The sequence below is a fragment of the Pseudooceanicola sp. DL12 genome, from assembly GCF_056270665.1.
The window spans coordinates 463,707-482,030 of record NZ_CM149884.1 but is presented as its reverse complement, the minus strand read 5'-3'; the positions used below and the strand labels follow the sequence as shown (position 1 = coordinate 482,030).

The following is an 18,324-nucleotide window of genomic DNA, read 5'->3' as shown; positions in this document are numbered from 1 at the left end:
ACAATTCTTTCCGGGGAAGTCGGATCAGGTGTTGTCGGGAAGCGCGGTCCAGTAGCCGGTGCCCCAGCGCGAATAGCTGGGAATGGGCGTATAGGCCGAGGTCACCTGATAGCTCAGGGCCTGCGAGAAGGTGACGAACTGCACGTTGTCATGGGCAGCATGCGCTTTCGGCTCACCGGTGTAGCCCAGGTAGACGGCCTTCAGCAGCTTCTTCGCGGTCTCCTGAAGCGGCCCTTCGAAACCGGCGGCGGCGCCCAGGGCGGTTGCGTCGGCGATATCGTTGGAGGCGATGAAATCCGCGAGAGCCGCGAAGTCATCCGCAAAGTTCTCTTCGGTAATTTCGAGAGCGCTCCCAGCGCGTGCGGCAAGGGCCGGGTCCACGTCCTTGCCAGCCAAGAGGCTGATCACGGAGGTGAGTTGATTGTTCATGCTGCTATCTGCCGCAAAAGCGGCCGAGACATTCCCAAGCCCTGCGGCGGCACCGGCGAGGATGGTCGTGCCAATCAGAAAATGTCTTCTTGTCAGCACTTTACTGTCAGAAATCATGGGGCGATCGGCGGTCACACCCCGACGGCTTCTCGGTCTCATGGCGAGTGGCTCCTGGTATTGCGGGGCCGGCAATTGGGAAGCGTGCCGGGCCAATAGATTTGCGTACAGCGGTACACATGGCGTCTTTCTGACGCAGGCCAAGACGATAGACAATAGGAAAAGTCAACCAAATTGGGAGCGATCCCAATGACTGTGTCCGGCTCGCTATTGAGCCCGCCGCGGCCACGCACACCCGGCGGAGGAATGATGACTTTGATTTACTTGTATTTTCAGGAGGCGGCCGCGGCAGAGGATCCGCGGACCATCAGCTCGACCGGGACCGTGCGCTTGAGGTCACCTTCACGGTTGGAAAGGATCGCGAGCGCGAGTTCGGTCGTGAAACGCCCGAAGAGGACCGAGGACTGGCGGACCGAGCTCAGGGAGATGGTTTCGCTGCCCGAATCAATCGCGTCGTCGAACCCGACGACCGAGACATCCTCGGGCACCCGGTAGCCGAGGTGCAGCAGACGGCTCATGGCGCCCATGGCAATGCGGTCGCTGGCGGCGAAGATCGCCGTGGGCCGCACCCGGCGGGCCATCAGGGCATCGGCGCCCACCTGCCCGCCATCGAGGTCGAACCAGCCACGATGGATCACCGGCTCCAGCCCGGCCTCCTCCATCGCCTGCCGGTAGCCCTCGGCGCGGCCACCGGCGCCGGCGCCGTCGCCACCGGAGATGTGGGCGATATGGCGGTGCCCGAGGGCGATCAGGTGCTCGGTGGCCAGGCGCGCGCCGCGGATGTCGTCGCCCACCACACAGCGGATCCCGAGCGCGGTCACGTCCTCGCCGATGTAGACGCAGGGCATGTGGCGGTTGATCTCGACCAGGTGCTTCTGATCCTTGGGCGAGCCGATCAGCACGACCGCCGCCACCCGGTGCCGCGACAGCACCTCGATCCGGTCATAGGTCACCTCGAGCCCGGCGCGGCCGAGGTTGATCACCGGATCCAGGCCCTCGGCCAACAGGGCGTCCGAGATCTCGGAGGCCATCATCATGTGGTAGGGGTTCATCGGCTCGCCGATCACCACGCCGATGCCGGTGGCGCGGCCGCTGGCCAGCTGACGCGCGGCGACATTGACTTGATAGCCGAGCTCGTCCGCCTTGGCCTGCACCCGGGCGCGAACATCTTCCCGCACACCGGGATCGCCGCGCAGGGCCCGGGAGGTCTGGGAGCGCGAGACCCCCGCGGCGGCAGCCACATCGCTCAGGGTCACGTAATCTCGTTTCATCGCGCTCAGCCGCCTTCCCTCACCTCCGCGCGCTTCCCTCCGGCGGAGCAGATGGCCCCGCGCGGGCTCCTCGGGTCGGGAAACGGCCTCTGCCACCGGTATCGTGAATATGACGCGACTGTGCAAGGCCGCGGGCCGAAAGCCCCCCCTGCCCTTGCGAAAGGAGGAAGCGCCGTCCCTCTCCACGGGGAAGGTCACCAGGCCTCGGTATAGAGGCGCAGGGCGCAGGCCTCGGTCACCTCGACCGGATTGTTGATCAGCAGGCGGGTCTGCAGCATGGCGTCGCGCGCCAGCAGTGGCAGATCCTCCCGTGGCACCTCGACATCGCGCAGATGGCGCGGCGCACCGGAGCGATCCATCAGATCCTCCATCATCGTGACGAAGGCCCCGGCGCGGGCCGCGGCCCCCTTGCCACGCCCGGGAGCGGAGATGACCCCGGCAAGCTCGGCGTAGAGCGGCGCGGCGGCGGCCATGTTGAACCGCAGCACGGGGCCCAGCATCAGCGCATTGGTCAGCCCATGCGGCAGGTGATAATGCCCGCCAAGCGGATAGGCGAGCGCATGCACCGCCGCCACCGGGCTGTTGGCAAAGGCCTGACCGGCCAGGTTGGCGCCGAGCAGCATGGCCTCTCGCGCGGCACGGTCGCCGGGCTGTTCGCAGGCCGGGATCAGGGCAGAGGACAGGAGCCGCAGCGCCTCTCTTGCGAGGGCATCGGACATCGGGTTCTTGCGGTGCCGGCCGGTATAGGCCTCGATCGCGTGCACCATGGCATCGATGCCGGTTGCGGCGGTCTGCCGGGACGGCAGGCGCAGGGTCAGCTCGGCATCGAGCAGCACCCTGTCGGCAAAGAGCTGCGGCGCGACGATGCCCATCTTGGTGGGCTCTCCCTCGGGCGTCGTGGTGGTGAGGATGGTGATATTCGTGGCCTCTGAGCCGGTGCCGGCCGTGGTGGGCACCTGGATCAGCGGCAGGCGCGGCCCCGCGACCTTGCCGATCCCGTAAAGGGCCGAGAGCGGCTGATCCGAGCAGAGCATGACCGCCGCGAGTTTGGCGATATCCATGGAGGAGCCGCCGCCCAGCCCCATGACGAGGTTGCAGCCCGCTTCGCGCGCCTCTTCGACACAGGCGACAAGCACCTCTTCCGGCGGATCGGCCACGACCTCGTCGAAAAGGGTGAGGGCAAAGCCACTTCCCCGCAGGGATGCCAGCGCCCGGTCGAGCACGCCGGATTCGACGAGGAAGCGATCAGTGACGATCAGCAGACGCCGCGCCGCGGTCCAGCCGGAGAGCAGCTCTCCCAGCCGCCGGGCCGCGCCCCACTCCACTAGCATGGCGCCCGGCGCCTCGAAGGAAAACGGCCTGAGCCCTTCTATCATTGTCCCTCCCCCGGGCCGCGGCCCAAACCTGTTGATGCCGCGGCACCGGCCCGGGGAGGATGGCAGGCACTGCGGGGTGTGCGCCGGACGGCGCCGTGGAACCTGGCCGGGTTGCGCCGCCCGAGAGGTGGATCAACCCGGATCCGGAGGCGATGATAGCAGAAAGGGTGTGGCGGGATAGGGGTGCACAACCGGAACCTTCCCCGCGGGGAAGGTTTTACGCCCCAAATTTGAATTAACCTGTTGTTTATTAATTTAAAAATACCATTATTTCATGGACTTTTCAAATTATGAAGACGGCGCCCTTTACCATCTGTCAGCTTCTGCGGGCCACTGCCGTGGCGGCCTCTCCGAGGATCAGCACCCCGGCGGCGCCGATGAACCCCGCCGCCCAGCGGTTGAGCCGGACCAGCGCGGAGGACTGGCCGAACATCCGCCGCGCGCGATGGGCGAGAAAGGCATAGGGCACCAGCGTGACGAGCAGCACCAGAACGGTGGCCAGGCAGAGCATCAGCCATTGCGTCACCCCGATGCCGCCGAGATCGACCACCGTGGGCAGAAGCGCCATGTAGAAGATGATGGATTTCGGATTGCCGAGAGTCAGGGTGAAGCCGGCCAGGGTGGTGGCGATCAGCCCGCGCTGGCCGCCACCTTCGAGCCGGACCACTGCGGGCCCGGCGCGCCAGAGCCGGATCGCCAGGTAGATCAGGTAGACCCCGCCCAGCACCTTGATGGCCAGCAGCGCGCCGGCGAACAGCTCGGCCAGGGCGGCGAGGCCGGCCACCGCGAGGGTGAGATAGACCAGATCCCCCAGCACCATCCCGAGCACGAATGCAGCCGCGGGCCGCATGCCGCCGGCCAGCGCCTGCCCCACCAGGGCGGTGACACCGGGGCCGGGGATCGCCGCGGCGATCCCGAGGGCAAGGGCGTAGGTGAGCAAAGAGGGCAGAAAATCCATCGTGGGGATCCAGTTGGGACAGCGCCGAGAATGGCAGGTTCTGCCCTGACGCGGAAGGGTGGGCGTGTTCCCAATGTGGCGCCCCGGAGTTAGGGTGATGCGGCGACGACGGCCGGGAGGAGAGACGGCATGGAGGCGGAGCAGAGGCCCGGAGGGGGATCCGCGGCGACCAACCTGATGTTGCTGGTGCTGGCCTCGGGGTGCTGGGCCGGGGGCTACCTGTTCATCGCCTGGGCCGATGCGGCGCTGAGCCCGCTGCAGGTGACCGCCGGGCAGACCTTGCTGGGCGCGCTGGCGGTGGGGCTGTTCGCGGTGCTGACGAAACGGCCGCTCCGGGCGACGCTGCGCAGGCGGCCCTGGCTGCCGCTGGTCACGGCGTTGACGGCGGTGGCGCTGCCGAACCTGAGCACCAGCATTGCCGAGGAAAAGGTGCCGGCGGCCATGGCCGCGCTGGTGGGCACCACGGTGCCGATCCTGACGATGCTGCTGGCGATCTTCGTGACGCGGCAGGAGCGCTATTCCCATCGCCGGGCGCTCGGGGTGCTGGTGGCGCTGGCCGGCATGGCGGTCTTTGTCGGGCTTGAGGCGCTGACGGCGGAGCGCGCCGAGCTGACCCATGTTGCGATCATGATGTCGGGGGGCGCGGTCTTTGCGGTGAACGGCATCCTGATGTCGGTGGCGGGCCGCGACCTGGACACGCCCTCGCTGACCTTCTGGCTGCTGCTGGTGGCGGGCATCGTGCTCTCGGGATGGGCGCTTGCGGCGGAGGGGCTGCCGGCCTGGCCCGGGGGGCGGGCCATGGCCTCGCTGGCGGCCTCGGGGCTGATCAGCACCGGGCTTGCCTTCCTGGCCTACTTCACCCTGATCGACCGGGCGGGGCCGGGGTTTGCCTCGAGCTATGCCTACCTGGTGCCGCCGCTGGGCTTTCTGCTGGGCGTGGCCTTTGCCGGGGAGGCGGTGACCCCGGGGCATCTGGCCGGGATCGCCCTGACGCTGGCCGGGCTCTGGCTGATCTCGGCGCGCGGGGCGACTAGTCGGCCGCCGGCACCGGGACCATCTGCGTCGCCGCCACCTGCAGCTTCCAGTCCTGCGCCTGGGTCCCGTCGAGGTTCAGGCGGCTGACGATGAAGGCGAGGCGGTCGCGGTCGCTGCCCTTCGCGGTGCAGAAGCGATCCTGCAGGAAGAAGGGCGGCGTGGCCTGATAGTAGAGCCGCACGCGGATCTGCGCCGGGGTGCCGGTGATCTCGGCGAGCGGCACCGCGTAGGTCAGGCTGTCGCGCCCGGGCGAGGTACCGCCGGCGGCGATGGTGTAATCCGGATCGTCGCCCACGGCGGTAAAGCCCGCGTCCTCGGCCATGTCGGCACCGGCCCCGAGCGCCTGGGCGATCTCGATCCGCTCTGCCACCGGCAGGTAGCCCTGCGGCGGCAGGCGGTTGTCCTTCACCTCGGCGCAGATCGACAGGAAGGAGGTCGTCAGCTGCCCCTCGGGCGTGGCGTCATGGCCGCAGACCGCGCCACTGGCCGGCGGGGTGGAGACGAGCTCCTGGTAGATCTGGGCCTGGCCCTGGGCGGTGATGGTCTGGAAATGCGGCTGATGCAGGCGCTTCTCCGGTTCGATCCGGGCGCTGCAATCGGGGGTCCACCATTCCTCGCCGGTGATCGGCGTGCCGCTGCCGTCGACGATGCGGCCGAGGCTGTCGGTGGCGCCGCTCGACCAGATCACGGCGCCCAGCGGGTCGAGCACCTCGAAGCTGACGAACATGCGGCGGAAGCCCACGCCGGAGGGCAGCTTGTGCCCGACGAGGTTCTGCACGGTGACCTCGGCGCTGAGGGTATCGGCACTGCGGGTGACCTTGCCCAGGGCGAGCCTGGCCGTGGAGGTGCTGGCCTGATCGAGCATCGCCTGCTCGGTGGCGATCAGCGGATCCACCCCCAGCGAGACCAGCATCGGATCCTGGGTTCGGATGCCCAGCACCTCGGGGAACTGCTGGGCCATCTTGATCAGGAAGACGTTCAGCCCGACCAGCACGTGGCGCGAGAAGCCCTCGCGCAGCGGCAGGTCGATCAGATCGGCGGCGCGGGCGAAATCCGCCTGCGGGAAATTGCTCCGCTCCTGGATCGAGGCGATCTTGCTCGTGACCTTGTTGCCGGCGGCATCGCTGTCGGGCAGGTGGCACCCCTGGCAGGAGGTCCATTGCGCCCCCTGGCCATGGGGCAGCGCATCGCCCTCGGGCGTGCTGCCGGTGCGGAAGTCGCTGAAGGCCCATTCGGGATAGGTCAGCTGTTCGTAGACATGGCCCAGCACCTTGCCATCCTGCAGCACGGGCAAGTGCACGGTGTGACAGGAGCCGCACATCTCGGAGCTGGAGATCGTGGTGTTATGCTGTGGCATCAGGCCGAGGGCAGCCTGCATCGGGGTTGTCCGAACGTCTTTGAAAGGCCCGAAGACCGCATCCGCCGCGCCCACCGGGAAGGAGCCGGTAAAGGTACGGGCAAAGCCGGTGGCATCGGGATTGAGGAAATCCTGACGCTTGAGCACGCAGGCATTGGCCGGGTCATCTGCGGTCGCGGAAATGGTGAGGTCCATGCGGTGACAGGCGAGGCAGGAGATGCCGTCGCGTGCCAGCGCCCCGAACCCCGCGCCCTCGGGATGGCTGACCTGGGTGGCATCGACCATCTCGCGGGTGAAGGTGCCGCAGGCCCGCCCGTTTACCACGTTGTCGATGCCGAACTGCCGCTGCCCCATGATGCCGTGACAGCCGAGGCAGGTGTCCTGGACCACGTCGGACATGTCTGGATGGAAGGTTTCGGTCTCGCTGGAGAGCTGGGCGAAGAAGATCGGATCGCGCCCGGCAAGCCCCATCGGCGAGCTGCGCCAGGTGCCATAGGGGGACGTGTTCCAAAGCAGGCCGGCGTTTTCGCCCATGGCCGGGCGGGTCATGTCGAACTGCAGGCCGGTGCTGCCCGCGTCGTGACAGCCGATGCACTGATCCGAGGTCAGGTACATGGCGTGATCATCGGGCACACCGGCAGGCATCCAGACGTTATCGTATGTTTGCGAGGGCATCATGATCGACAGATCTCCCCATTCCGGCACCTCGATCCCCTGCAGCCAAGCCTCGGTCGCGGCGGCAAGCCCCGCCATCAGCGGCTGACCGATCTCGTCGGCGTCATCCCCGGGCATGGTGACGACGCGGTGGTGCGGCGTGACCGGGTTCGGCAGGTCGAAATGCTGTGACAGGAACGTCAGCGGCGCGCCCGGCTCGCCCTCGAGGTTGGCGACATCGGCAAAGGTGAAATTCTCGCGTGCGGAGGCGTGACAGTTCAGGCAGTACTGACCAAAGCCCATGTAGGGCAGACGGTTGCTGGCATTGCTGGCGGGATAGTCGGGATCCCAGCCGCTCCAGCCGAACCAGCCCCAGAACCAGCCGTCCTGCGACACTTCGGGCGCGCGTACCATGACCGCCGCACCGGAACTGGGCAGGAGCTTCGTGACATCGACCGCGGCGCATTTCGCCGCCGGAGAAGGGTACATTTCCTTAATCATGATGGCGCCGGCAGGCACCGCGGACAGATCGCCGCTGTCGCCCTTGGTGGCGGCGCCGCGATTCTGGCGGATCCAACCGGCCATCTCGGGCGAATACCAGATCACCACCGGGGAATGGGTGCCGAAATCCTTGCCCAGCCATTCGCCCCCATCCAGGCGTGCGGTGAAGGGGCCGGTATCGCGCACCGACTTGTCGGCAATCCAGCCGGCCGCGCGGTCGCGGTGACAGAAGTTTCGCAGGAAGACGCCCAGCTGCGTCTCGTACTCCTCGAGCGGCAGGGCGCCGGGATTGCGGATAGTCTCCAGCATGTCGTGGCACATCTGCGGGTCGGTGGGCAGCAGGGGCGCCGGCTGTTCCGCCGGACAGCTCTGCGACAGCGCCTGATGGGCCGGGAGAGCAAGGGAGAGCGCCAGCGACAGGAGCATGGCGGGCGTGCGGAGCGGGCGAAACAAGAGGGGCATCATGTGACCTTGCTGGCTGACGGCGACGCAAGGAGAAGCGGACAAGGCCGAATCTTCCCCAATGTCACTATCCGCTCACAAGGTCGTGAATACAACCATTCCGTGTAGCATGGATACCCCGGCGTACTGTCGGAGGCGCCGCGACAGGCGCCCCCGAAACGCGGTCAGGCCCCGGTTTGAGGTGCGGCTTCCGCCGCTTCCACGGGCATGTTGCGCAGGGCTTCCTCGACCGCCAGGCGCGCCATTTCCATGATCGCCTCGCGGGTCTTCGCGGCGGCGATGAAGAGCCCCTTGTGGCAGAAGGTGGCGCCGGGCACGCCGCTGACCTCCTCGAGCGCGGCACCGGTCAGCCCGCCCCAGGCGGCGGGCAGGTCAGCCCGCTGGGCAAAACCCTCGTCGTGCAGGCGGATGCCGCCGATGGTCCAGCCATCGTCGCGCGGGGTGACCACGAAGAGCAGGTGATCGGCTCCGGCCTTTACCACTGCGGGGCGGAAGGGCATGCCCATGGGCAGCACCAGAATGCGGCCGTCGCCGGCGTCCGCGATGGCGGTTTCCACCAGGACCTCGGCGCGCAGCTTGGCGGCGCTACGGGCGACGCGGGCCTCGACGAAGTTGCGGGCGATGGTGATCGCGGTGTCGAAGGCACGGCGCTCGGCGGCGGGGTCCTTCTCGTCGAAGACGGGTTTCAGCGATTCGATCAGCCCCGGCAGGGTGAGCGAGGAGAGCGGGCCGGCCTCGGAGAGGCTGACGGCGCCGTTGTCGACCTGGTCGACGGGCAGGACGAAGCCGCGGTCGAAGGAGGCATGGACCTTGTCCAGGTGTTCCTCGGGGACGCCGCTGGCACGCAGGTAGTCATGGCCGAAGTGCTTCCAGATCAGCCCGAAGGAGCTGTAGGGATTGCCGTCCTCGCGCTCGGGCGCGCCACGCTGATGGTGATCGAATATGGCTGCCTCGGGATCGTAGGCACCGCCGACGTCGTAGATCACGCGATCCTCGCCGGGGGTCAGCCAATCGGCATCGCGGCTGCGGACGATCTCGGCCTCGGGGAAGAGACGGGTGAGGATGACGCTCGAGAGCACCTCGTCGGCGTGGAAACCGCCGGAATGGGTGACGAGATAGCGAGGGGACATGGGCAGGGTACCGTTCATTGGAGGCGAGGTTGCGCCCCCACTAGGATGATCCGCCCGGACAGGCAAGCAATGCCCCCTGTTCCGTGGCGTATCGGCGGGCCTAGCGCTGCATCCGCTGGAGGTACCAGCTCTGCCATTGCCCCGGCGAGCCGCCGAAGGCGTTCAGGTCGACCTTGCCCTTGACCCCCGGCACCACGCCGGTGCCGCTGTACTGCCAGAAGCTCCAGCGTTCGTCGGGGTAGCGCTCGGAGGGATGCGCGGTGACCGATCGCAGCCAGAAATCATAGCCGCCGAGGGTACCCAGGCCGTTCTCGGCGTAGAAATCCGGCGTGGTGTAGATCACCGGGCGGGTGCCGTAGTGACGTTCGATCATGCTGGCGAACTGCCGGATGTCGGCGCGCACCTGGTCGGCGGGCGGGCGCAGGCGGCAGGTGCGCGAGGTATGGTTCCATTCCATGTCGAGCACCGGCGGCAGGTCCCCTACCCTCTTGGGCACATTGTCGATGAACCACTCGGCCTGTTCGCGGGCGGTGCGGCAGAAGTAGTAGAAGTGATAGGCGCCGACGGGCATGCCGGCCGCACGCGCCGCGGGCATGTTCCGGGACAGACCCGGATCAAGATAATCGCCGCCCTCGGTGGCCTTGAGCCAGGCAAAGCTGATGCCGGCCGAGCGCGCCCGGAACCAGTCGATCTCGCCCTGGTAGCGCGAGGCGTCGATGCCATGCACCTCGTAGCGGGCCGGTGAGAGCCATTCCCATTCATGCGGCTTGGTATCGCCGAACTGCCGCGGGATGCCCCTTGCGCGGTAATCCGCGGCCTCGAGCGTGCCGGGCGAGTGCATCTTGCCGACCTTGGTGTGCCCGCCGCCGCCACAGGCGGCCAGCAGCATGGTGCAGGCCAGCCCGAGGGCCATGGCCGCACGCCTCACGTTGCGTTCCTTCATCAGATCCCGCCTCCCTGCCTCGAAATTTCAACGCAACTGGCCGGATCCTTGGCCGCGGATGAAACCACAGGTGGATCCTGTTGCCGTCACGAACTGCTCTTGGCGGAATCTTGCCTTGCAAAGGCCTTTCTGCCAAGGGCCGAGATGCGGATCGGCAGCTGGCCGCCCAAGTTTCCGGCGCCGGGGCGGTGCCGGTCAGCTTTCGTGCAGGGGCGCGTCAGCCACCGTAGCCACGCAGCCCGCCGGAAGAACCGAAGCCCCCGCGCGAAGCCAGGGTGGCCGGGGTCAGGGGCGCCTTGCCCATGGTGGTTGGGGGCTTGCGGAACTGGCTCTCGCTCAGCTTGGCGCGGCCCGAGTTGCCGGAATAGGCTGCGGTGCCGGCGGCGTTGGTATAGCTGCCGTTGGCGGTGCGATAGAGCGGCTGCGCCGCGGCATAGCCCCCGCGCCCGCCCATCATGTTGCCGATCAGGTAGCCCATCATCAGCGGCATGAAGATGCTGCCCGACCCGGTGCCGGCCACCTGCTGTTCGTTGCCGCAGGCGCCCTCGCCGTGTTCCTGCTCGCAGAGTTGCAGGCTGTCGTAGCGCGGGGCGGATTCCACGTGCAGCTCCTGCGCCTCGAAGAAGGCGTCCTGACATTCCGCATCGGTGACGAGGCCCTGGCTCTGCGCCGCGGCCTTGCAGCTCGCCAGGTCGGGGAAGGCCTGGGCATCGACCTGCTCTTCCTTGCAGCCTGCCAGCGCAAAGGAAGCGGCCCCGAGAATGCTGATCGCGACGGTCCTGGAACGTTTTCTCATGTGGCGGGCCTCCTATCCCCTGATGAAATGCGGCTTGAACCGCGACAGATCCTGAGTGATCCGCGAGCGGTCCTCGCGCAGGCCCATGCCGACACAGCGCTCTCCCACGATCCAGGCGCCGATCACCGGGCGGAACCCGTCCATTACGGGCAGCGCATGGTATTGCTGCACGATATGGGGATGCATGGCGTAACTGTCATCGGGCGAGGCCTCGATGACCTGCCCGTTTTCGGAAATTGTGACCGACGCGCCCTCTCGCGAGAACAGCGGCTTGCGCACCAAGCGCTCCGGCAGGGCGTCGGGCGCCTCGCCCTCGAACCAGGCCGGCAGCAGGTTCGGATGGCCTTCGAACATCTGCCAGAGCACCGGCAGGATGCCCTTGTTCGAGAGCAGCGCCTTCCAGGCGGGCTCGATCATCTGCACCTGCGCCGTGGCGATATGCGCCGCGTATTCGTCCTGGAAGAGATCCTCCCAGGGGTAGAGCTTGAAAAGCATGCCGATCACCCGGCTCTCGTCATCGAGGAATTGCCCCTCGGTGCTCAGCCCGATCTGCTCGAGGTCGCAGTAATGCGCACCCATGCCGGCCTCGCGCGCGGCCCAGCCGAGCATCTCGACAGTGGCGTAATCCTCGGGCTGACCGCCGACGGCGGTAAAGTGGATCTCGGTGTCGGGAAGGAAGAGCTCTGCAAAGCGCTCGACCAGGGCTTCGTGGATGCCGTTGAACTGATCGTCGCCCGCCTGCAGCTCGCCGTATTGCATCTGCCCTTCCAGCCAGAGCCACTGGAAGGAGGCGCTCTCGTAAAGCGAGGTCGGGGTATCGGCGTTGTATTCCAGCAGCTTGGCAGGCCCCTGCCCGTCATAGGCCAGGTCGAAGCGGCCATAGAGCTCGGGATCGGCGCGGCGCCAGCTGTCGCGGACGAGATCGCGGTGCGCCTCCGGGATCGCCAGTCGCGCCATCAGTTCTTCGCTGTCGACGATACGGGCCACGGCCTCGCGGCACATGGCGTGCAACTCGGTCGAGGGATCCTCGATGCGGGTCTCCACCTCCTCCAGCGTGAAACGGTAAGCCGAGGTCTCGTCCCAATAGGGTTCGCCATGCATGTCGGCAAAGGTAAAGCCAAGCTCTTCGGCCTCTGCGCGCCAGCCCGGCCGCTCGGGCATTGCGATCTTTTCCATGGGGCCCTCCCGGCCGTCCGCTCTCGGCGCCTGCCATACAGGCTGCGGCCTGCGAAGACCATCGCAACCGGCATCCCAGATGCGAAACGGGCGCAGGCATTTCTGCCCGCGCCCGCCCCGAGGTCTCGCCTTGCGAGATCCGCTCCGAAAGATCAGACTTCGCGATCTTCCGTCAATTCCGTGTTGAACGGGAAGAGTGCCGGGGTGCCCCCGCAGTGCACGAAGAGCACGTCCGAGCCCTGCGGGATCACGCCATTCTCGACCGAGCCGATGATGCCTGCCACGGCCTTGCCGGTGTAGACGGGATCAAGGAACACGCCTTCGGTGCGGGCGACGCGCTTGATCGTGGCATTGCCGGCCTCGGAGGGAATGGAATAACCGGGGCCGACATAGTCGTTCTCGATCAGGATGTCCTCGGGGGTGAAGCGCTGTTCCAGCCCCAGCAGCTCGGCGGCATCGTTGGCCATGACCGAAATCCGCTCGTTGAAGGGCACGGCAGTGCCGGTCACGGCGATGCCCATTACCTTGGTGTCCGGCCACCAGATGGAACAGCCGACGGTCAGCCCGGCCAGAGTGCCGCCGGAGCCGACGGGCGCGCAGATGAAATCGGGCGCCTTGCGGCCGGCGTCCTTGTATTGGTCGGCAAGTTCGCGCACTGCGTTGACATAGCCCATGGCACCCAGCGCCGAGGCGCCGCCGAGCGGAATGATATAGGCCTTTTCGCCGCGGGCCTCGGCCTCGTCGGCGCGTTTCTGCATCTGGGGGCCGACCTGCTCGAAATAGGCATCGGGGTCGAGGAAATCGACCTGAGCCCCCAGAAGGTGGTCCAGCAACAGGTTGCCCTGCAGCACCTCGGGGCTGTCGCCGCGCAGCACCAGGATCGGCTTCATGCCGAATTTCCGGGCGGCGGCCGCAGTCATGCGGGCGTGGTTCGACTGATGGCCGCCGGTGGTGATCACCACCTTGACGCCCTGGTTGACGGCCTCCGCCATCAGGAACTCAAGCTTGCGCACCTTGTTGCCGCCGCCACCGAAGCCGGTGAAATCGTCGCGCTTCATCGACAGCGAAATGCCCAGCTCCTTGCTCAGCGTGTCCAGCGCCTCGACGGGCGTGCCCAGGAAACCGAGGGAAAGGCGGGGAATATCGTCAAGTTGCATGATCTGTCCTGTCTTTGAATGCACAGGGGCCTGCGACGGCAATTTTACCTTGCACGGCCCGAAATCACCGGTAGAATATATGATATATTATGAATGGCAAGCATGCTCTCTGCAGCCCGGCCTCTCGTCAAGTTCCTGCGCCGGGCCTATGCTGTCATCATGGCCACCAACCGGGATGCCACGCATGAGCGAACCAGTCTTTTCCGTCACCGATCTCGAAGTCAGCTTTCGCGGCCGATCCGGCTGGAAGCCCGTCGTTCATGACGTGTCCTTCGACATCCATGCCGGGGAGACCCTCGCCCTGGTGGGAGAGAGCGGCTCAGGCAAGAGTGTCAGCTCGCTGGCCTCGATGCGCCTGCTCGACGCGGAGAGCAGCCGCATCGGCGGCAGCATCCGCCTGCAGGGCCGCGACCTGCTGAGCCTGTCCGACGCCGAGATGCGGCGGGTTCGCGGCAACGACATGGCGATGATCTTCCAGGAACCGATGACCTCGCTGAACCCCTCGCTGAAGATCGGCGAGCAGCTCTCGGAGGTGCTGATTGCGCACCAGGGCATGTCGAAATCCGATGCGCTGGCCGAATCCGTCCGACTGCTCGAGCGTGTCCGGATCCCCTCGGCCAGGCAGCGGCTCGGGGAATACCCGCACCAGTCCTCAGGCGGCATGCGGCAGCGCTTCATGATCGCCATGGCCCTGGCCTGCCGGCCCAAGCTGCTGATCGCGGACGAACCGACCACAGCCCTCGACGTGACCATCCAGGCGCAGATCCTGGAGTTGATCAAGGTGCTGCAGGCCGAGGAGGACATGGCCGTTCTCTTCATCACCCATGACATGGGCGTGGTGGCAGAGATCGCCGACCGCACCGTGGTAATGTACAAGGGGCGCGCGGTGGAAACCGGCGCCACCGAGGAGATCTTTGCCAATCCGCAGCAGGCCTATACCCGTGCGCTGCTCTCGGCGGTGCCGCACCTCGGCTCGATGCAGGGCACGGTGGAGCCCGCGCGCTTTCCGTTGATCGATGTCGAGACCGGAATGCCGGTCGAGGCGCGCCCGGTGGCCGATACGGTGCGCAAGGACGAGGCGCCGCTGCTCCAGGTGCGTGATCTGACCACCCGCTACGACATTTCCGGCGGCTTCCTGGGCCGTGTCTCGGGGCGGGTGCATGCGGTCGAGGGCATCAGTTTCGACATCCGCGCCGGCGAGACGCTGGCCCTGGTGGGCGAAAGCGGTTGCGGCAAATCCTCGGCCGGGCGCTCGATCCTGGGGCTGACGCCGGCCCAGGGCGGTTCGGTTAAACTGGCCGGAGAGGAACTTCTCGGGTTGTCGCGGTCGCAGATGCGGCCGCACCGCAGAAAGGTGCAGATGATCTTCCAGGATCCCTTTGCCAGCCTCGACCCGCGCCGCCGCGTCGGGGACGCCATCGCCGAGCCGATGCTGACCCACAACGTGGCGCCGCGCTCCGAGGTACCCGACCGCGTGGCGGAACTGCTCAAGCGCGTCGGCCTGCAACCCGACATGGCCAAGCGCTATCCCAACGAGTTTTCCGGTGGCCAGCGACAGCGCCTCTGCATTGCGCGGGCGCTCGGCATGACGCCAAAGCTGCTGGTGGCGGACGAGGCGGTCTCCGCGCTCGACGTCTCGATCAAGGCACAGGTGATCAACCTGATGCTGGACCTCCAGGAGGACTTTGGCCTGTCCTATCTGTTCATCAGCCACGACATGGCCGTGGTCGAGCGCATGAGCCACCGCATCGGCGTGATGTACCTGGGCGAGATCGTCGAGATTGGCCCCCGCGCCGCGATCTTCGAGAACCCGCAGCATCCCTATACCCGGCGGCTGATGTCCGCTGTGCCGCTGCCCGATCCGTCGCGCCGCGGGCTGCGCCGGGGACTTGACGTGAAAGAGCTGAAGAGCCCGGTCAAGCCTGCGGGATACGAACCGCCACGCCGGGACTGGCGTACCGTCAGTCCCGGTCACATGGTGCAGGTCCCGGGCCCCGAATGGGACGCCGAAACCGCCCTCGCCAGCTGAAAGGAACAGACATGTCGGCACCCGTTGCAATGATTTCCGGCGCCAGCCGGGGGATCGGCGCGGCCATCGCGCAGGAGCTTCACGCCAACGGCTGGGCGGTCAGCCTGGGCCTGAGAGACCCGGCGAAGAGCCCCCTGCCGGCCGGCGAAGGCGTCATGATCAGCCATTTCGATGCCCTGGATCCGCAAAGCGAGCTGGACTGGGTAGCGGCCACGGCCGAACGCTTCGGCAGGCTCGATGGCCTTGTGCAGAATGCCGGCATCCTGATCCAGAAGTCCGTTCTGGAGGCCACCGACGACGAGTTCGACCAGATCTTCGGCGTCAACGTCAAGTCACCCTTCCGGGTGGCCCGCGCAGCCTGGCCGCTGCTTGCGGGCGGCGAAGAGGGGCCGGGCCGGATCGTGACCATCGCCTCGCTCTCCGGCAAGCGCGTCAAATCGGCACATTCCGGCCTCTATTCCATGAGCAAGTTCGCCGTTGTGGGCCTCGCCCATGCGCTGCGCCAAGCGGGCAAGGAAAGTGGCGTGCGCTCTACCGCGATCTGCCCGAGCTTCGTGGCCACCGAGATGGCTGCAGGCGCCTCGGCAACGCCGGCCGAAGACCTGACGCAACCACAAGACATCGGGCGTATCGTCAGGCTTGTACTGGAGCTGCCCTCCTCTGCCAGCATCGCCGAGATCCCGGTACATTGGACCGTAGAGGATTGCTTCTGAAATGAGCACCATTGCCGAGAGCCGGGCCGCAAACCGGGGTCCGGCCCCGCTGGAAGTTGCCGACAGCCCGGCCGCCCTGCCCGCTCGCGTCGACGTGGCGATCGTGGGGGCCGGCATCATCGGCGCCTCCACCGCTCTCGATCTTGCACGCGCCGGCCATTCCGTCGCGCTGTTTGAAAAGGGGATCGTCGGCGGCGAACAATCCAGCCGCAACTGGGGCTGGGTGCGCGTGGCCGGGCGTGACCTGCGCGAGCTGCCGCTTGCGCTTTCCGCCAAGACCCTCTGGCGGGAGCTGGCCGCCGAATTCGGACCCGAGCTGGGCTATCGAGAATGCGGCATAATCTATGCACAGCGCAGCGAGGCCCAGGCCGAGCGGCATCAGGACTGGGCCGCAAGGGCACATGATCTCGACATCGACGCCCGGCTGATCGGACCGCAGGAGCTGGCGAGCCTCGCTCCAGGCCTGCACCGTGACGTGCAGGGTGCGCTCTACCTGCCGAGGGACGGACATGCGGAACCCCAGGCCGCCACCTCGCTGATCGCACGCGCCGCGATCGCCGCGGGCGCGCACCTGCGGCAAGGTTGCGCGGTGCTCGAGGTTGAAACGAGCGGTGGCCGCGTCTCGGGCCTTCAGACAGAGGCGGGACCTGTCGAAGCCTCGACCGTGATCGTTGCCGGTGGTGCCTGGAGCAGCCCCCTGCTGCGCGGCGCAGGCGTGCGCCTGCCGCAGCTCAAGGTCCTCTCGTCGGCCTATCGGACGGAGCCCCTCTCCGAGGTGGCCACGGCCGCCTTTGCGCCCGCGATGTCGTTCGGGGATTTCGCCATACGCCACCGTCTTGATCAGGGCGTGACCCTGGCCAGTTCCTCCAGCGCGGTTTCGCAGATCGTGCCCGACAGCTTTCGCCACGCGGTGGCCTTCCTGCCCGGCCTGCGCAGCATGGCCAGCGGGATGAAACTGCGTCTGGGCGAAATGTCCCGCAGGGAACTTGGCTGGGAATTCAGCCGCAAGAGGTTTCACCAGAGCCTGAAATCGGAACGTATCCTGGATCCGACACCGGACATGCGCGCCCTTTCTCAGGTGGATCACGCAGTGGCAAGGGCCCTGCCCGATCTCGCGAGCCTGGGCCGAGCACAGGCCTGGGGCGGCATGATCGATGTGCTGCCGGATGTCATACCGGTGATTTCACAGGTCGAGAGCCGGCCCGGGTTGATCATCGGCACCGGCTTCTCTGGTCATGGCTTTGGCATAGGGCCCGCGGCCGGGCGCCTGCTCGCCGAGCTGGCGCGCGGTGCGACGCCCCACGTGGATCCGTCGGAATTGCGCTTTTCGCGTTTTTCCGACGGCACCAAGATCCACATGCAATCCTGGCTGTGAGGTGCGGCCCCGCTTAGGTGGCGGGGCCGGTTTCCAGAGGCAGCTCGGGGTGGCCGGCCCATTCGTGCCAGGACCCCACGTAGATCCTTACCTTGTCGAAACCGGCAAGCCGCAGTCCGTAGAGCGCGGTCGCAGCCCGGGCGCCACGGTGGCAATAGGTTACGACCTCATGGTCGGGATCGACACCGGCGGCCAGCACCGCGCTGCGGATCTCCTCTGCCGGGCGGTATTTCCCGTCGCGCAGCATGTCCTCGTAGAACATGAAATGGGCCCCCGGCACGCGCCCTGCCCGGGCGCAGCAATCATGCTTGAAACTGCCGTCGAACTCGCTCGGCCGCCGCACGTCGAAAATGTCCATGTCCGCGCCTGCGTGCAGAACCGCCTCGCGCGTGGCCGCCATTTGCGGGGCAAAACCATCCGGTGGCGTATCTTCGGAATGCGTGATCGCGAAGGTCTCGCCGGTGCCCGGCAGCACGTCGCCGCCAGCAACCTTCCATGCGGCGAGACCGCCATCGAGGATCAGACCGCCGGGCAGGCCCAAGAGCTCCTGGAACCACAGCCCGCGCGGAGAGCGCATGCCGGTTTCCTCTTCGAACCAGACAATCGTGCTTGCCTCGGTCAGGCCAGCCGCGGTGAAGGCCTTCCAGGCGCCGGCAGCCATGCCCGCATAGCCTTCGTCGGTGCTGTCGGGAACGAAGTAGTCGTAGACGTTCATGAAGATCGCCCCGGGAATCGTTCCCTCGCGATAGGCGGGCTCCAGCCGCGTGTCGACCACGACGAGGCCCTCCTCGCCGATACGTGCCCGCAGTTCCTGCGCCGTGATGAGGATGCTCATGACTGTCCTT

The 18,324-nt window shown here is 67.0% G+C and carries 15 protein-coding genes; 4 read left to right on the top strand and 11 right to left on the bottom strand.

Translation table 11 applies throughout. The annotated features are described in order from the left end of the window. Positions 1 to 24: 24 nt before the first annotated feature. The 4 genes from AC0WR5_RS02280 to AC0WR5_RS02265 form a co-directional block, all read right to left on the bottom strand. Positions 25 to 546, bottom strand: a complete 522-nt coding sequence (locus AC0WR5_RS02280) for a sugar dehydrogenase complex small subunit (protein WP_475868868.1) — start codon at positions 544 to 546, stop codon at positions 25 to 27. Positions 547 to 818: 272 nt separating this feature from the next. Further along, positions 819 to 1,802, bottom strand: coding sequence for a LacI family DNA-binding transcriptional regulator (locus tag AC0WR5_RS02275; RefSeq protein ID WP_475866549.1), 984 nt, complete (start codon positions 1,800 to 1,802; stop codon positions 819 to 821). A gap of 209 nt (positions 1,803 to 2,011) precedes the next feature. Continuing rightward, on the bottom strand, positions 2,012 to 3,193 hold the full coding sequence (locus tag AC0WR5_RS02270) for an iron-containing alcohol dehydrogenase (protein ID WP_475866547.1): 1,182 nt from the start codon (positions 3,191 to 3,193) through the stop codon (positions 2,012 to 2,014). A gap of 316 nt (positions 3,194 to 3,509) precedes the next feature. Then, positions 3,510 to 4,151: a LysE family translocator gene (locus tag AC0WR5_RS02265; RefSeq protein ID WP_475866545.1), complete on the bottom strand. Its 642-nt coding sequence runs from the start codon at positions 4,149 to 4,151 to the stop codon at positions 3,510 to 3,512. Positions 4,152 to 4,280: 129 nt separating this feature from the next. On the opposite strand from AC0WR5_RS02265, the gene AC0WR5_RS02260 reads away from it, so the two are divergent. Further along, a complete protein-coding gene (locus AC0WR5_RS02260) occupies positions 4,281 to 5,273 on the top strand; it encodes a DMT family transporter (protein WP_475866543.1) in 993 nt (330 codons plus the stop codon). Here AC0WR5_RS02260 and AC0WR5_RS02255 read toward each other — a convergent pair. From AC0WR5_RS02255 to AC0WR5_RS02230, 6 genes are all read right to left on the bottom strand, one after another. Then, positions 5,182 to 8,163, bottom strand: a complete 2,982-nt coding sequence (locus AC0WR5_RS02255) for a hypothetical protein (protein ID WP_475866542.1) — start codon at positions 8,161 to 8,163, stop codon at positions 5,182 to 5,184. The two genes, AC0WR5_RS02260 and AC0WR5_RS02255, sit on opposite strands and share 92 nt — an antisense overlap. A gap of 161 nt (positions 8,164 to 8,324) precedes the next feature. Next, complete coding sequence (locus AC0WR5_RS02250) at positions 8,325 to 9,290, bottom strand: MYG1 family protein (RefSeq protein WP_475866541.1); 966 nt, start codon at positions 9,288 to 9,290, stop codon at positions 8,325 to 8,327. A gap of 100 nt (positions 9,291 to 9,390) precedes the next feature. Beyond that, complete coding sequence (locus tag AC0WR5_RS02245) at positions 9,391 to 10,233, bottom strand: glycoside hydrolase family 25 protein (RefSeq protein ID WP_475866539.1); 843 nt, start codon at positions 10,231 to 10,233, stop codon at positions 9,391 to 9,393. A gap of 217 nt (positions 10,234 to 10,450) precedes the next feature. Then, complete coding sequence (locus AC0WR5_RS02240; protein WP_475866537.1) at positions 10,451 to 11,029, bottom strand: DUF1190 domain-containing protein; 579 nt, start codon at positions 11,027 to 11,029, stop codon at positions 10,451 to 10,453. 12 nt (positions 11,030 to 11,041) lie between these two features. Continuing rightward, positions 11,042 to 12,205, bottom strand: coding sequence for a glutathionylspermidine synthase family protein (locus tag AC0WR5_RS02235; protein ID WP_475866535.1), 1,164 nt, complete (start codon positions 12,203 to 12,205; stop codon positions 11,042 to 11,044). Positions 12,206 to 12,357: 152 nt separating this feature from the next. Then, on the bottom strand, positions 12,358 to 13,362 hold the full coding sequence (locus AC0WR5_RS02230) for a 1-aminocyclopropane-1-carboxylate deaminase/D-cysteine desulfhydrase (protein WP_475866534.1): 1,005 nt from the start codon (positions 13,360 to 13,362) through the stop codon (positions 12,358 to 12,360). Between the two features lie 184 nt (positions 13,363 to 13,546). On the opposite strand from AC0WR5_RS02230, the gene AC0WR5_RS02225 reads away from it, so the two are divergent. The 3 genes from AC0WR5_RS02225 to AC0WR5_RS02215 are packed head-to-tail and all read left to right on the top strand — an operon-like array spanning position 13,547 to position 17,479. Then, positions 13,547 to 15,391, top strand: coding sequence for an ABC transporter ATP-binding protein (locus AC0WR5_RS02225; RefSeq protein ID WP_475866532.1), 1,845 nt, complete (start codon positions 13,547 to 13,549; stop codon positions 15,389 to 15,391). A gap of 11 nt (positions 15,392 to 15,402) precedes the next feature. Further along, positions 15,403 to 16,104, top strand: a complete 702-nt coding sequence (locus tag AC0WR5_RS02220) for an SDR family NAD(P)-dependent oxidoreductase (protein WP_475866530.1) — start codon at positions 15,403 to 15,405, stop codon at positions 16,102 to 16,104. Between the two features lies 1 nt (position 16,105). Beyond that, complete coding sequence (locus AC0WR5_RS02215) at positions 16,106 to 17,479, top strand: NAD(P)/FAD-dependent oxidoreductase (protein ID WP_475866528.1); 1,374 nt, start codon at positions 16,106 to 16,108, stop codon at positions 17,477 to 17,479. Between the two features lie 13 nt (positions 17,480 to 17,492). Here the strand turns inward: AC0WR5_RS02215 and AC0WR5_RS02210 are convergent, their stop codons facing one another. Next, positions 17,493 to 18,314 carry a sulfurtransferase gene (locus AC0WR5_RS02210; RefSeq protein ID WP_475866526.1) on the bottom strand — a complete coding sequence of 274 codons (822 nt, stop codon included), beginning with the start codon at positions 18,312 to 18,314 and terminating at the stop codon, positions 17,493 to 17,495. Positions 18,315 to 18,324 lie beyond the last annotated feature (10 nt).